The sequence below is a fragment of the Herbaspirillum sp. RV1423 genome, assembly GCF_000577615.1.
In the GTDB taxonomy this organism is placed as follows: Bacteria; Pseudomonadota; Gammaproteobacteria; order Burkholderiales; family Burkholderiaceae_D; genus Herbaspirillum.
The window spans coordinates 13,691-27,190 of sequence record NZ_CBXX010000050.1 but is presented as its reverse complement, the minus strand read 5'-3'; the positions used below and the strand labels follow the sequence as shown (position 1 = coordinate 27,190).

Sequence of the window (13,500 nt, the reverse complement as noted above, 5' to 3'; positions counted from 1 at the left end):
GGCACCCGCCAGATCGCGCTGCAGCTGCGCGAATTCCGCCCGCTCGAGTATTTGATGCGCAACGAAGGACAACTGGTGACCCGCGAAACGCTCTTGAAAAGCGTCTGGAACTACCAGTTCGACCCGAACACCAATATCGTCGACGTGCAGATCAGCAGGCTGCGAAGCAAAATGGATGAACCGTTTCCGATGAGCTTGATTCATACGGTGCGCTGCGGCGGTTACATGCTGTCGGCGCAGCAGCCGCGCGCACTGGCGGCGGCAAAATAAAGCGCATCGGATGTTTTATCCGAAAAAAGCGAACCAATCTGTTACTGTGTTGTTGACGTCTGAACAACCAGCTTCGCTACCTTTTGCTACCCTTGCTACCCCATGGATCTACGCCACTTACGCTATTTCATCGCTGTCGCCGAAGAACTGCATTTCACCAAGGCCGCCGAGCGCCTGCATATTGCACAGCCTCCTCTGAGCAAGCAGATACGTCAGCTGGAAGCTGAAATGGGCGTCACCTTACTGCAGCGGACCAATCGGCACATCGAGCTCACCGATGCAGGGCGGGTTTTTCTGGAAAAGGCCAAGCAGATCTTGTTGGCAACCAGCTCCGCCGTCACCGAGGCACAGCGCACCCAACGGGGCGACATCGGCAAGCTGGCGGTCGGCTTTTTTGAACATACTTCGTACACCCTGCTTCCACCTATCATGCGGGCGTATCGGCAACGCTACCCGACGGTCGAAGTACAGCTGCGCTGGTTTCCCGTCATCGAACAAGTCAACGCGCTCGAACGGGGCGACGTGGACATCTCCTTCGTCAGGCCGGTGACGCAATTCGATGGGATTGCAAGCGAGACGATCCTGAAGGATCGATTTGTGTTGGCCTTGCCCAGCGATCACCCCTTGGCCAGCGAAGACGAAGTCAACCTCAAGGATTGCGCCGACGAGCGCTTCATCGTGTATACGCAACGGCTGGCACCGGACTTTTACGCGATCACTCTGAAGCTCTGCGCGCTTGCCGGATTCGTTCCCCAGGTCGCGCTGGACGTGGGCCAGGTGTATACCACGCTCGGCCTGGTAAGTTCGGGCGACGGCATCGCCTTCGTTCCGGAATCGGTGCAACGGGTCAGGTTCGAGAATGTCACTTACAAGCGATTGAAAGGCAGGCAGCCCAAGATAGAAGTGCTGCTTGCCTGGAAACAGTCCAATCCATCGCCACTGTTGACTGCGTTTGTCGATACGGCCAAACGCGCGGTAGCGGCAAGCTTTCCCGGAAAGACCTGAACCGCTTGCTCAGCCGGCCGCGCGCGTTTGCTCTCCATTGACCAGACGCAGCAGCCCGAGCGGATTTGCTTTGCGCAATGCCTGCGGCAGCAACTCGTCCGGATAGTTCTGGAAGCAGACCGGCCGCAGGAATCTGTCGATGGCAGCACTGCCGACCGACGTTCCGCGCGCGTCTGAGGTCGCCGGATACGGTCCGCCGTGGACCATTGCATCGCATACTTCCAGGCCGGTCGGAAAGCCGTTGACCAGCAAACGCCCTACCCTCTCCTCCAGGCAGGACATCAGCTCTTGCTGTTCGAGCAGTTCGGCGCGCTCGCCCAATACGGTGGCCGTGAGATGGCCGCGCATGCCGCGCGCAAAAGCCAGCAGTTCGGCGTGGCTGCCGACTTCGACCACCACGGTCGCCGGGCCGAACATTTCGTCTTCCAGCGGGGCGGACGGATCGGCCAACAAGGACGGCTCGCCCTGGAACAGGTAAGGCGCGGCCTGATGGGGACCGGCCTCGGCAGTTACCAGCACCCGCACGCCATCGAGCTCACTCATGCGCCGGGTGGCGGCCTGGTAGTTCGCCAGCACCGCCCCGTTGAGCATGATCTGCGGCGCATGTGCGGCAAACGCTGTCCGCAGGCGCTCGAGAAACAGGGTGAATTGCGGCGAACGCACGCCGATCACGATGCCCGGATTGGTACACAGCTGGCCGCATCCCATGTTGACCGAGGCCGCCAGTTCGGTGGCGATCGACGCCCCGCGTTGCTCGATCACTTGCGGCAAAATGAAAATCGGATTGACGCTGGACATTTCGGCAAACACCGGAATCGGCTCGGGACGTGCGGCGGCCAGGTCGCACAAGGCGCGGCCGCCCTGGAGCGAACCGGTAAACCCCACGGCCTTGATGCCGGGCGCCTGAACCAGTTGCTTGCCGACGCGGTCGCCATAGATCATGTTGAACACGCCAGCCGGCATAGCGCAACGCTTGACCGCGCGTTCGATCGCATCAGCCACTATTTCGGACGTCACCAGGTGGCCGGCGTGCGCCTTGACCACCACCGGGCAGCCGGCCGCAAGTGCGGAGGCGGTATCGCCGCCGGCAACCGAAAACGCCAGCGGGAAGTTGCTGGCGCCGAACACCGCCACGGGGCCGATGCCAATCTTGTACTGGCGAACGTCGGGACACGGCATCGGCTGACGCTCGGGCAAGGCGATATCGATGCGGGCGCCGTAAAAATCGCCGCGCCGTAACACCTTGCCGAACAGCCGCAGCTGGTTGCTGGTGCGAGCGCGTTCGCCCAGAAGCCGCGCGGCAGGCAATCCGGTCTCGCGCATCGTATCGGGGAGGAAATCTTCGCCAAGCGCCTCCAGCTCTTCGGCGATGGTATCGAGAAAATCGGCGCGCCTTGCCGCCGGCATCTGGCGATATTGCCCAAAAGCCGCCTCGGCGGCGGCGACCGCGGCATCGATCTCGGCCCCGGTGGCTTCTAAAAAAGGCAGCGGATGCGCCTCGCCTGTCGCCGCTGAAACACTGCGCTGCGTGACCGCGCCCTGGCCGCTACGCCGGCCGCCGATGTAATTGTGTCCGAGAATGGAAATTGCCATGTTATCAATCCTTAGCTATGTGAATAAGGGTAAATACGGCCCGGCACCAGCCGAGCCGCTTGAATGCTTGTGGCGCTAACGTGCCCGCGCCAGCTCGCGCGCGAGCTCGGGCACAACTTCAAACAAGTCGCCGACGATGCCGTAGTCGGCGACCGCGAAGATCGGCGCTTCCCGATCCTTGTTGATGGCGACGATCACCTTCGAGTCCTTCATCCCGGCCAGGTGCTGGATCGCACCCGAAATGCCGACCGCGATGTACAGCCGCGGCGCGACGATCTTGCCGGTCTGGCCTATTTGCCAGTCGTTCGGCGCGTAGCCGGCATCGACCGCGGCGCGCGAGGCGCCGATGGCGGCGCCAAGCTGATCGGCCAAGGGCTCGAGCATCTTGAAATTGTCGCCCGAACCGATGCCGCGCCCGCCAGCAACGATTACTTCGGCAGCGGTCAGTTCAGGTCGATCGGATGCCGCCAGCTCGCGCGAAACAAAGACGCTGCTGGCGCTGCCGGCGACCGCCGGCACTGGATCGATCGTCGCTACGTGGCCTTCGCCGCCGGCAGCCGCCGTAAAGGCTGTCGTGCGCACCGTGATGACCTTGACCGCATCGGCCGATCGCACGGTGGCAATCGCGTTGCCGGCGTAGATCGGGCGCTCGAACGTATCGGGCGTTACGACCCTGCTGATTTCCGATATCTGCGCCACGTCCAGCGTGGCGGCCACGCGCGGTGCGATATTTTTCCCGTATGCGCTGGCCGGCGCCAGGATGTGGGTATAGCCGCCGGCCAGCGCAAGAACCTGCGCGGCGACGTTTTCCGCCAGGCCATCGGCAAATTGCGGGGCATCGGCCACCAGTACCCCGGACACGCCGGCAATCGCTGCAGCGGCGGCGGCGGCGGCGCCGCACTGATGGCCGGCGACCAGAACGTGAACTTCGCCCGCGCACTCGAGGGCGGCGGTGACGGTGTTCATGGAACTTGCTTTCAAGGAGTTATTGTCGTGTTCGGCAATGACGAGTGCAGCCATGATGTTTTCCTGTTGATGTGGGGAGCGATCAGATCGACTTGGTTTCGTTGCGCAGCCTGGCGACCAGTTCCGCCGCATCGGCGACCTTGATCCCGGCGCCACGACTTGGCGGCTCGACCACCTGCAAGGTGTGCAGGCGCGGCGCCACGTCGACCGCGAGATCGGCCGGGCGCACCGCCTCCAGCGGCTTTTTCTTTGCCTTCATGATGTTGGGCAAGGTCACGTAACGCGGCTCGTTCAGGCGCAAGTCGGTACTGACTACGGCCGGCAAGGTGAGCGACAGCGTTTCGCGCCCGCCGTCGACTTCCCGCGTCACCAGCGCCTTGCCGCTTTCCAGCACGAGCCTGGACGCAAAAGTCGCCTGCGGCCAGCCGAGCAGCGCCGCCAGCATCTGGCCGGTCTGGTTGCAGTCGTCGTCGATCGCCTGCTTGCCGAGCACGATCAACTGCGCCTGCTCGCGCTGCGCCAGTGCCTTCAACAGCTTGGCAACAGCCAGCGGCTGCAGCTCGGCATCGGTTTCGACCAGGATGGCGCGGTCGGCGCCGATCGCCAGCGCGGTGCGCAGGGTCTCCTGGCATTGCGCCACGCCGCACGAGACGACAATCACTTCGCTTGCCTTGCCCGCCTCCTTCAGGCGCACTGCTTCCTCGACGGCGATTTCATCGAACGGGTTCATCGACATCTTGACGTTGGCGATATCGACGCCCGAGCCGTCGGGCTTGACCCTTACCTTGACGTTGTAGTCGACCACCCGTTTCACGGGAACCATGACGCGCATATTTTTCCTTCCTTATCAATTAAGTTCAGGCGCTTCAACCGTCACGCGGGGACGCCGCGATGAGCCCCCTGCAGCGCGGCGTGCCGCCAGCCAGGCCGACAACTCGCCGACCACACCGCGGCGAAATGCCAGCACGCAGACGATGAAGATGAATCCGGTGGCAATCGTCACAGACTCGCCCAGGGTGCGGAACCACTCGACGCCGCTCACCAGCGCCAGCCAGTTGCCGATGTCGCCCAGCTTGTTCTCGACCGTGATGATGACGATGGCGCCGACCACCGGACCGACAATGGTGCCGAGGCCGCCGACCAAGGTCATCAGGACCACCGTTCCCGACATCGCCCAATGCACGTCGATCAGGGTTTCGAAGCCAAGCACCGCGACCTTCATGGCGCCCGCCAGGCCGGACAGCGCGGCCGACAGCACGAACGCCAGCAGCTTGTAGCGGTCGACGTCATATCCAAGCGAGATCGCGCGCGGCTCATTTTCCTTGACCGCTTTGAGCACCTGGCCAAACGGCGAATGGATGATGCGAATGATGAAGGCGAAACCGGCGGCGGCAATCGCCAGCACCACGTAGTAGAGCGTGATGTCGTTGGTCAGGTCGAGCACCCCGAGCAGGCGTCCGCGCGGCACTGCCTGCAGGCCGTCTTCGCCGCCGGTGAAAGACGCCTGGGAAAACCCGAAGAACAGCATCTGTGCCAGTGCCAGCGTGATCATGGTGAAATAGATGCCCTGGCGCCGGATCGCCAGTGCGCCCATCAGTAGTCCGATCGCGGCGGCCGCGGCCACCCCCACCAGCAGGCCGATTTCAAAAGGCAGTCCCAAGCTTTTCAGCGCATGGGCGGCGACGTAGCCGGCGCCGCCGAAAAAAGCGGCGTGGCCGAACGACAGCAGGCCGGTAAAGCCGATCAGCAAATTGAAGGCGCAGGCAAACAAGGCAAAGCACAGCAGTTTCATCAAAAACACCGGGTAAAACACCGCCGGCGCCACCATTGCAAGCGCCATGGCGATTGCGTATCCGAGTTTCTTGTCCATAACTGTCATCCTGGTCATTTTTCTTTGCCGAACAAACCGGCCGGGCGCAGCATCAGGACGATCGCCATGATGATGAAGACCACGGTGGCCGACGCTTGCGGGTAAAACACCCGTGTCATTCCTTCGACCACGCCGAGCGCGAGTCCGGTGAGGACCGAGCCGGCGATCGAGCCCATGCCCCCGATAACCACCACCGCAAACACGACGATGATGAGATTCGATCCCATCAGCGGGGAGACCTGGATCACCGGGGCCGCCAGCACGCCGGCGAACGCCGCCAGCGCGCCGCCAAAGCCGTAGGTCAAGGTCACCAGCAGCGGCACGTTGACGCCGAAGGCCGCCACCAGCCGCGGGTTTTCGGTGCCGGCGCGCAGATACGCGCCCAGCCTGGTTTTTTCGATGACGAACCAGGTCGAGAAGCACACCGTCAGCGACGCGAGCACCACCCAGGCACGATAGTTGGGCAGTGCCATGAACCCGAGGTCGGTGGCGCCGGACAGTTGCTGCGGCACCGAGAACGGCTGCCCGGACACCCCGTACACCGAGCGGAACAAGCCTTCGGTCATCAAGGTGATGCCGAAGGTGAGCAGCAAGCCGTACAGGTGGTCGAGCTTGTAGAGCCGGTGCAGCATGGTCTTCTCGATGACGATGGCGAACGCGCCCACCACCAGCGGCGCCAGGATGAGCATGAGCCAGTAATCCAGGCCGAAGTAGCTCAGGCCCATCCAGGCCAGGAAGGCGCCCATCATGTACAGGGTGCCGTGACAAAAATTGATGACGTTGAGCAGGCCGAAAATCACCGCCAGGCCGAGCGACAGGATGGCGTAGAACGAACCGTTGACGAGTCCCAGCAAAAGCTGACTCAACATCGCTTGCAGGGGAATGCCGAAAATATCCATGGAGTCTGTAGCCGTAAAAGCTTATATATATTCACTGAGGCGCCCGGCGGCGCGCCTGCCGCCGCCGGGCCCGAACTACCTTACTTCCACAGCACGCACCTGGAATCAGCCTTCGCCGTATACGCCTGGTCGCCGGGAATGGTCTGGATCACCTTGTAGTAATCCCAGGCATACTTCGATTCGGCCGGGGTCTTCACCTGCATCAGGTACATGTCATGCACCATGCGCCCATCGGGACGGATCACGCCGCCCTTGGCGAACATGTCGTTGACCGGGGTCTTCTTCATCTGCGCCATGGTCTTGTCGGCGTCGTCGCTGCCGATCGCCTTGACCGCGTTCAGGTAATGCAGGGTCGCCGAATAGTCGCCGGCCTGCAGCATCGTCGGCATCTTCTTCATCTTGGCGAAATAGCGCCGGCCCCACTTGCGGGTGTCGTCGTTCATGTCCCAGTACCAGCCTTCGGTGAGGAACATCCCCTGTGTCATTGGCAGTCCGAGCGAATGCACGTCGGTGATGAACATCAGCATGCCGGCCAGCTTCATGGTCTTGGTCACGCCGAATTCGTTGGCCGCCTTGATCGCATTGATGGCGTCGCCGCCGGCGTTGGCCAGGCCGAGAATCTGCGCCTTGGAAGCTTGCGCCTGCAGCAGGAACGACGAGAAATCCGATGCCGACAAGGGATGCTTGACGGAGCCGAGCACCGTGCCGCCGCTGGCCTTGACCACCGCGGCCGTATCGTTTTCCAGCGATGTGCCAAAGGCATAATCGGCGGTCAGGAAGTACCAGGCCTTGCCGCCCTGTTTGACGATGGCGCCGCCGGTGCCCTTGGCCAGCGCAACCGTGTCGTACACATAGTGCACGGTGTAGGGCGAGCAGTCTTCGTTGGTCAGGCGCGACGAAGCCGAGCCGATCGAGATGAAGACTTTCTTCTTCTCCAGCGCGATCTTGGCGATCGCCAGGTTGACCGACGAGTTGCTGCCGCCGATGATCATGTCGACGCCCTGCTGGTCGAACCATTCGCGCGCCTTGCTGGCGCCGGTATCGGCCTTGTTCTGGTGATCGGCCACGATGAACTCGATCTTCTTGCCCGGCAGCGCGGCACCGAAGTCGGCGATCGCCATCCTGACCGCTTCGGCGCCGCCCGGCCCATCGATATCGGCATAAACCCCGGACATATCGGTGATCATGCCGACCTTCACGACGTTACCCGAAACCTGGGCCTGGGCAGGCGCGCCGGCTGCGGCCAAAGTAAAAGCCGATACCACGGCCAAGGTGCTGCTTATTTTAGTTTTCATAGCGTCTCCTGTTGAATTGCACTCGTTAAGTACTTCACTACACACCTAACAATTCATGCAGCACCGGCGTCTTTGCAGCCAATTCGGATGCGGCGAAAGTCTCGACGATCTGGCCGTGCTCCATCACGTAAAACCGGTCCGCCAGAGGCGCGGCGAAGCGGAAATTCTGTTCAACCATCACAATCGTGTAACCGCGCGCTCTCAGCGCTTCGATCATCCGTCCCAGCGCCTGCACGATGACCGGGGCCAGCCCTTCGGATATTTCGTCGAGCAGCAGCAGGCGCGCGCCGGTGCGCAGAATCCGCGCCACCGCCAGCATCTGCTGCTCGCCGCCCGACAGGCGCGTGCCCTGGCTGGTGCGGCGTTCCTTCAAATTCGGGAACAGCGCATACACCTCCTCGACCGACATGCCGCTATCGGTGGCCGACACCGGCGGCGGCAGCATCAGGTTTTCCTCGGTGGACAAGGAGGAAAAGATGCCGCGCTCCTCCGGGCAATAGCCGACGCCCAGGTGGGCGATCCGGTGGGTCGGCAGATCGAGCGCCTCCACCCCGTTAATCCTGATCGAGCCGGTGCGCGCGCCGGTCAGGCCCATGATTGCGCGCAGAGTGGTGGTGCGCCCGGAACCGTTGCGGCCCAACAGGGTCACCACCTCGCCCGGCTGCACCACCATGCTGACGTCGTGCAGGATGTGCGACTCGCCATACCAGGCGCGCAAGCCACTGATTTCAAGCGCAGGCGCGGCCATCAGTGCGCCCCTTCCAGTTCGCCCGCGCTGGTGCCCATGTAGGCTGCCATCACCTGCGGATTGGCGGACACCTCGGCGTAGGTCCCTTCCGCCAGCATGGCACCGCGCTGCAGTACCGAAATGCGGTCGCAGATGCCCGCTACCACGCTCATGTTGTGCTCCACCATGAGGATGGTGCGGCCGGCCGAGATTTTCTTGATCAGTTCGGTAACCCGGTGCACGTCTTCGTGTCCCATGCCCTGGGTCGGCTCATCGAGCAGCATCAGCTCCGGCTCCATGCCCAGCGTGGTGGCGATTTCCAGCGCGCGCTTCCTGCCATACGGGAGGTCGGCGGCGATGCTGTCGGCGAAACGGTCGAGGTCGACCTGCGCCAGCAGTTCCATCGCCCGTTCGTTCAGCCTGGCCAGTGCGCGCTCGCTCTGCCAGAAGCGGAACGAGGTGCCGAGCGCGCGCTGCAGGCCGATCCGCACATTTTCCAGCACCGTCAGGTGCGCGAACACCGCGGAAATCTGGAACGAACGAATCACCCCCTGCCGTGCGATCTGCGAGGGCGTCGCCGCGGTGATGTCGCGTCCATTGAACAGGATTTGGCCGCTGCTCGGCACCAGGAATTTTGTCAACAGATTGAAGCAGGTTGTCTTGCCGGCGCCATTCGGACCGATCAGGGCATGGATGTGCCCGCGCTGCACCCTGAGGTCGACATGGTCGACCGCCGTGAAGCCCTTGAAATCGCGCGTCAAGCCGATTGCTTCCAGTACCATTGCCGTCATTGTCAGTGTCTCCGTGATAGGTTTTGCGCTCATGGCGCGCTTTCCGCTGTGCTGCCGCTCATCTGGCGCGCCAGTTCGCGCAATTGGTACTTCTGGACTTTGCCGGTCGAGGTCTTGGCGATCGGGCCGATCAAAATGGTCCTGGGCACCTTGAAATGCGCCAGGTGCTGCCTGCAATGCGCACTCAGCTCGGCCGCGCCAGCCTGTGCGCCGGCATGCAGTTCGACGAAAGCGCACGGCGTCTCGCCCCATTTCAGGTCGGGCTGGGCCACCACCGCGGCGGTGCGCACTGCCGGATGGCGGTACAGCGCATCTTCGATTTCGAGCGAGTTGATGTTCTCTCCGCCGGAAATGATCACGTCCTTGGAGCGGTCGCGGATCTTCAGGTAGCCGTCAGGCTGCAGCACCGCCAGGTCGCCTGAATGGAACCATCCGCCGGCGAATGCCTCGTCGGTCGCGGCGCGGTTCTTCAGGTAGCCCTTCATCGTCATATTCCCGCGGAACATCACCTCGCCCACGGTGACGCCGTCGGCCGGCACCGGCAGCATGGTGTCCGGATCGAGCACGCGCACCGCTTCCTGCGCGCTGTAACGCACTCCCTGCCGCGATTTCAGCTGCGCCGCCGCGGCCGGTTCGAGCGCATCCCAGCCATCCTGGGGCGCGCACACGACCGACGGGCCGTACACCTCGGTCAGGCCATAGATCTGGGTGACCTCGATGCCGCTGCGCTGCAATGCTTCGATCACGGGAAGCGGCGCCGGCGCGCCGCCGATCAGGGCGTTGACCGGATGGTCGAAGCGCCTGTCCTGGCGCAGGGCCGCCTCGGCCAGCATGGCGTGGATCGTCGGCGCCCCGCAGTAATGGGTGACGCGATGTCCGGCAATCGCGGCGAGCACCGCATCGGCGTCGAAACGGCGCATGCAGATACTGGTGCCGGCATTGAGCGCGAGGGTCCAGGCAAATCCCCAGCCGTTGCAGTGAAACAGCGGCAAGGTCCACAGGAACACGGCATGGCGCGCCATTTGCCAGTCGATCATGTTGGAGACCGCAGTCAGGTAGGCGCCGCGGTGATGGTAGATCACGCCCTTGGGATTGCCGGTGGTGCCCGAGGTGTAGTTCAGGCAGATCGCCTGCCATTCGTCGAGCGGCTCATGCGCATCGGCCTGCTGCGCCGCCTGCGGCGCGCCGGAGGCGATGAACGCTTCGTAGTCGATGCTGCCGAGGCGCTTACCGCCCGGCCCTTGTGCGTCGTCGATATCGATCACCAGCGGCCTGGCGTCCATCAGCGCCAGCGCCGCTTCCACCAGGGGCGCAAATTCAGTGTCGGTGATCAGCACCCTGGCCTCGGCATGCCCCAGCATGAAGGCGATGGTGGGCGCATCGAGCCTGGTATTGAGCGTGTTGAGCACCGCGCCCGCCATCGGCACGCCGAAATGCGCCTCGAGCATCTCCGGCGTGTTGGCGGCCATCACGGCCACCGTGTCGCCAGGCCCGATGCCGCGCCGACGCAGCGCCCCCGCCAGTTGCGCGCAGCGCTGGTAGCAGTCGCGCCAGTTGTAGCTGCGGCTGCCGTAGATGATCGCGGCGCGCTGCGGATAGACCGCGGCGGTGCGCGCGATAAACGAGACGGGGGACAGGGGAACGAAATTCGCCTGGTTGCGGCCCAGGCGCTCGTCGTAGTGATTGGTCTGCATGTTGAAAGCGTGGCGTGGCTTGGCTGGCGACCTAGCGCAGCACTCCTCTTGAAATGATGATGCGCTGGATTTCAGAGGTGCCCTCGACGATCTCGAGCACCTTGGCGTCGCCGAAGGCACGCGCGACCGGATACTCGGCCATGATGCCGTTGCCGCCGTGGATCTGCACCGCCTGGTGCGCCGCCTCCATCGCCTTTTCGGTGGCGAACAGCTTGCCCATCGAGGCCTGGCGGTCGAACGGCTGACCCATATCCTTCAGCGCGGCCGCGTCGTACAGCATCAGGCGCGCCGCGTGGGCATGGGTCGCCATGTCGGCCACCTTGAACTGCAGCGACTGGAAGCTGACCAGTGTCTTGCCGAACGCCTTGCGGTCTTTCATGTAACTGACCGAACGCTCGAGCGATCCTTGCAGGATGCCCAGCGCCAGCGAGCCGATCAGGATGCGCCCGGTGCTGATCTGCGCCAGCGTCTGGCGCAGGCCGGCGCCCTGCTCGCCCAGCAGGTTTTCGGCGGGGATCACGCAGTCGTCGAAGAACAGTTCATAGGTCGTCGATGCGCGCCAGCCGATCTTGTTTAGCTTGCGCCCCAGGCTGAAGCCGGCCACGCCGCTCGGAACGATAAAATTCGAGATCTCGTTCTTGCCGTCGGCGCGGGTCTCGGTGACCGCCGCGATCACGATCGGCCCGGTGATCTCGGTACCGGAATTGCTGATGAAGGTTTTCGAGCCGTTGATCACCCAATTACCGTCCACCAGCCTTGCGCGGGTCTGGATATTCGCGGTGTCGGAACCGGCGTTCGGCTCGGTCAGCGCGATGCAGGCGACCTGCTCGCCCGACAGGATCGGCGCCAGGTAGCGCTGCTTCTGCTGTTCCGAGCCGAAGTTGGCAAGCAGGCTTGCGACCGTCGAATTGGCCATGATGGACACCGCGACCGCGCAGTCGACGCGGGCGATTTCTTCCAGCACGATGGCGAAAGCCTGCCACTCGCCACCGCCGCCGCCGTATGCTTCCGGATAGGGCAAGCCGATCAAGCCGAGTTCGCCGGCCTGCTTCCAGACCGAATAGGGAAACGCCTGCTCTTCCCACAGTTTTTCGGAAAGCGGTGCGATTTCCTTTTCGGCGAAGCGGCGAACCGATTCGCGCACCATGTCATGCTGTTGGTTTTTCCAATGCGGCATAGCGTGCCTCTCTGTTTAAAAGGAGTCTTCCAGGATTTGCAGATAATCCTCGCGGGTGGGCAGGCGCGGATTGGTGAGATGGCAGTGGTCCTTCAGGGCCAGTTCGGCGATCGGTGCCAGCATGTCGCGCTGCATGCCGATCTGGCTGAGCTTTTGCGGCAAGCCGAGGCGCACGTTCAGGTCGGCGATGAAGGCGGCTGCGTCGCCGTCCGCCGGCAGGCCGCAGGCCTGCGCCAGCACCTGCATCTTGTCGCCGACGACGGACGCGTTGAAGCGCATCACCGCGGGCAACAGGATCGCATTGAGCGTGCCGTGGTGCAGCGACAGCCCCGGCACCGCGCCCAGCGGATGCGACAAGGCATGCACCGCGCCCAGGCCCTTCTGGAACGCCAGCGCGCCTTCGGTGGCGGCCATCAGCATGTTCCAGCGCGCTTCACTGTCCTTGCCGTCCCTGGTGGCGCGCTCGATATGCTTGACGGCGCGCCGCAGGCCATCGAGGGCAATCGCCTCGGCCGGCGGATTGATGGACGGAGCGAGATAGGTTTCGATGCAATGGGCGACCGCATCCATGCCGGTGGCCGCCGTCAGGCCGGCGGGCAGCCCGATCGTCAGCTCAGGGTCGCAGATCGCCAGCTTCGGCAGCAGGAAGGGGCTGAGCAGGCCGAGTTTGCGGCCGGCCTTCATCACGATCACACTGCCGCGCCCGACCTCGCTGCCGGTGCCGGCGGTGGTCGGAATCGCGATCAGCGGCGCCACCGCGCTGGTGATTTTGGCCGAGCCGCCCTCCACCGCCGCATACTGCTGCAGCGGACGCGGATGGGTTGCCAGCAGCGCCACCGCCTTGGCCAGGTCGATCGCCGATCCGCCACCGAGGGCGACGATGCCGTCGGCGCCCGAACTCAGATACAACTCGGTGGCCTGGTCGACGGCATCTTCGGTTGGATTGGACGGCGTGTCGTCGTACACGACGAATTGAACCGCGCCCAATGCGGCGGTCACCATGTCCAGCAGACCGGCGGCGCGCACGCCTTTGTCGGTGACGATCAAGGGGCGTTCGATTTTCAGCCGTTTCAGTTCGGCCGGCAGCACCCTGCGCGCGCCGGCGTCGAACTCGATGGTAGTCAGGTAATTAATGGTTGCCATATCTTCCTCTGTAAAGTGGGTTTGACCGGAGCTTTGCCGCTTACTCCCTTTGCTGCTTACTCCCTTTGCC

The 13,500-nt window shown here is 63.5% G+C and carries 13 protein-coding genes; 2 read left to right on the top strand and 11 right to left on the bottom strand.

Annotation, left to right across the window (positions count from 1 at the left end):
- Positions 1 to 270, top strand: a 270-nt coding sequence (locus RV1423_RS26175; protein ID WP_034303416.1) for a winged helix-turn-helix domain-containing protein, incomplete at its 5' end; no start/stop codon positions are given.
- Between the two features lie 102 nt (positions 271 to 372).
- The gene (locus RV1423_RS26170) at positions 373 to 1,275 is read left to right on the top strand and encodes a LysR family transcriptional regulator (protein ID WP_034303414.1); all 903 of its coding nucleotides are present in this window, start codon (positions 373 to 375) and stop codon (positions 1,273 to 1,275) included.
- Positions 1,276 to 1,284: 9 nt separating this feature from the next.
- On the opposite strand, the gene RV1423_RS26165 is transcribed toward RV1423_RS26170, so the two are convergent.
- The 11 genes from RV1423_RS26165 to RV1423_RS26115 all read right to left on the bottom strand — a co-directional run bounded on the left by RV1423_RS26165 (position 1,285) and on the right by RV1423_RS26115 (position 13,430).
- Positions 1,285 to 2,868, bottom strand: a complete 1,584-nt coding sequence (locus tag RV1423_RS26165; RefSeq protein WP_081769022.1) for an aldehyde dehydrogenase (NADP(+)) — start codon at positions 2,866 to 2,868, stop codon at positions 1,285 to 1,287.
- A gap of 75 nt (positions 2,869 to 2,943) precedes the next feature.
- Positions 2,944 to 3,888, bottom strand: a complete 945-nt coding sequence (locus RV1423_RS26160) for an electron transfer flavoprotein subunit alpha/FixB family protein (protein WP_034303412.1) — start codon at positions 3,886 to 3,888, stop codon at positions 2,944 to 2,946.
- Positions 3,889 to 3,916: 28 nt separating this feature from the next.
- Positions 3,917 to 4,666 carry an electron transfer flavoprotein subunit beta/FixA family protein gene (locus RV1423_RS26155; RefSeq protein WP_034303410.1) on the bottom strand — a complete coding sequence of 250 codons (750 nt, stop codon included), beginning with the start codon at positions 4,664 to 4,666 and terminating at the stop codon, positions 3,917 to 3,919.
- Positions 4,667 to 4,681: 15 nt separating this feature from the next.
- The gene (locus RV1423_RS26150; RefSeq protein ID WP_051516976.1) at positions 4,682 to 5,704 is read right to left on the bottom strand and encodes a branched-chain amino acid ABC transporter permease; all 1,023 of its coding nucleotides are present in this window, start codon (positions 5,702 to 5,704) and stop codon (positions 4,682 to 4,684) included.
- 14 nt (positions 5,705 to 5,718) lie between these two features.
- Complete coding sequence (locus tag RV1423_RS26145; RefSeq protein WP_034303408.1) at positions 5,719 to 6,603, bottom strand: branched-chain amino acid ABC transporter permease; 885 nt, start codon at positions 6,601 to 6,603, stop codon at positions 5,719 to 5,721.
- 80 nt (positions 6,604 to 6,683) lie between these two features.
- A complete protein-coding gene (locus RV1423_RS26140; RefSeq protein ID WP_034303406.1) occupies positions 6,684 to 7,898 on the bottom strand; it encodes an ABC transporter substrate-binding protein in 1,215 nt (404 codons plus the stop codon).
- 37 nt (positions 7,899 to 7,935) lie between these two features.
- Positions 7,936 to 8,646: an ABC transporter ATP-binding protein gene (locus RV1423_RS26135; protein ID WP_034303405.1), complete on the bottom strand. Its 711-nt coding sequence runs from the start codon at positions 8,644 to 8,646 to the stop codon at positions 7,936 to 7,938.
- Positions 8,646 to 9,416 carry an ABC transporter ATP-binding protein gene (locus RV1423_RS26130; protein WP_034303402.1) on the bottom strand — a complete coding sequence of 257 codons (771 nt, stop codon included), beginning with the start codon at positions 9,414 to 9,416 and terminating at the stop codon, positions 8,646 to 8,648. Before RV1423_RS26130 ends, RV1423_RS26135 begins: the two co-directional genes overlap by 1 nt.
- Positions 9,417 to 9,445: 29 nt before the next feature.
- Positions 9,446 to 11,110, bottom strand: coding sequence for an acyl-CoA synthetase (locus RV1423_RS26125; protein WP_034303400.1), 1,665 nt, complete (start codon positions 11,108 to 11,110; stop codon positions 9,446 to 9,448).
- Between the two features lie 31 nt (positions 11,111 to 11,141).
- Entirely contained in the window at positions 11,142 to 12,287 is a 1,146-nt protein-coding gene (locus tag RV1423_RS26120) for an acyl-CoA dehydrogenase family protein (protein WP_034303398.1), read from the bottom strand.
- 15 nt (positions 12,288 to 12,302) lie between these two features.
- Positions 12,303 to 13,430: an iron-containing alcohol dehydrogenase gene (locus tag RV1423_RS26115; RefSeq protein WP_034303396.1), complete on the bottom strand. Its 1,128-nt coding sequence runs from the start codon at positions 13,428 to 13,430 to the stop codon at positions 12,303 to 12,305.
- Between the last annotated feature and the right edge of the window lie 70 nt (positions 13,431 to 13,500).

Coding starts and splice junctions, on each gene's coding strand:
- RV1423_RS26160 (WP_034303412.1), bottom strand. CDS start 3,888: ATGGCTGCACTCGTCATTGCCGAACACGACAATAACTCCTTGAAAGCA.
- RV1423_RS26170 (WP_034303414.1), top strand. CDS start 373: ATGGATCTACGCCACTTACGCTATTTCATCGCTGTCGCCGAAGAACTG.
- RV1423_RS26150 (WP_051516976.1), bottom strand. CDS start 5,704: ATGGACAAGAAACTCGGATACGCAATCGCCATGGCGCTTGCAATGGTG.
- RV1423_RS26140 (WP_034303406.1), bottom strand. CDS start 7,898: ATGAAAACTAAAATAAGCAGCACCTTGGCCGTGGTATCGGCTTTTACT.
- RV1423_RS26115 (WP_034303396.1), bottom strand. CDS start 13,430: ATGGCAACCATTAATTACCTGACTACCATCGAGTTCGACGCCGGCGCG.
- RV1423_RS26125 (WP_034303400.1), bottom strand. CDS start 11,110: ATGCAGACCAATCACTACGACGAGCGCCTGGGCCGCAACCAGGCGAAT.
- RV1423_RS26130 (WP_034303402.1), bottom strand. CDS start 9,416: ATGACGGCAATGGTACTGGAAGCAATCGGCTTGACGCGCGATTTCAAG.
- RV1423_RS26135 (WP_034303405.1), bottom strand. CDS start 8,646: ATGGCCGCGCCTGCGCTTGAAATCAGTGGCTTGCGCGCCTGGTATGGC.
- RV1423_RS26165 (WP_081769022.1), bottom strand. CDS start 2,868: ATGGCAATTTCCATTCTCGGACACAATTACATCGGCGGCCGGCGTAGC.
- RV1423_RS26155 (WP_034303410.1), bottom strand. CDS start 4,666: ATGCGCGTCATGGTTCCCGTGAAACGGGTGGTCGACTACAACGTCAAG.
- RV1423_RS26120 (WP_034303398.1), bottom strand. CDS start 12,287: ATGCCGCATTGGAAAAACCAACAGCATGACATGGTGCGCGAATCGGTT.
- RV1423_RS26145 (WP_034303408.1), bottom strand. CDS start 6,603: ATGGATATTTTCGGCATTCCCCTGCAAGCGATGTTGAGTCAGCTTTTG.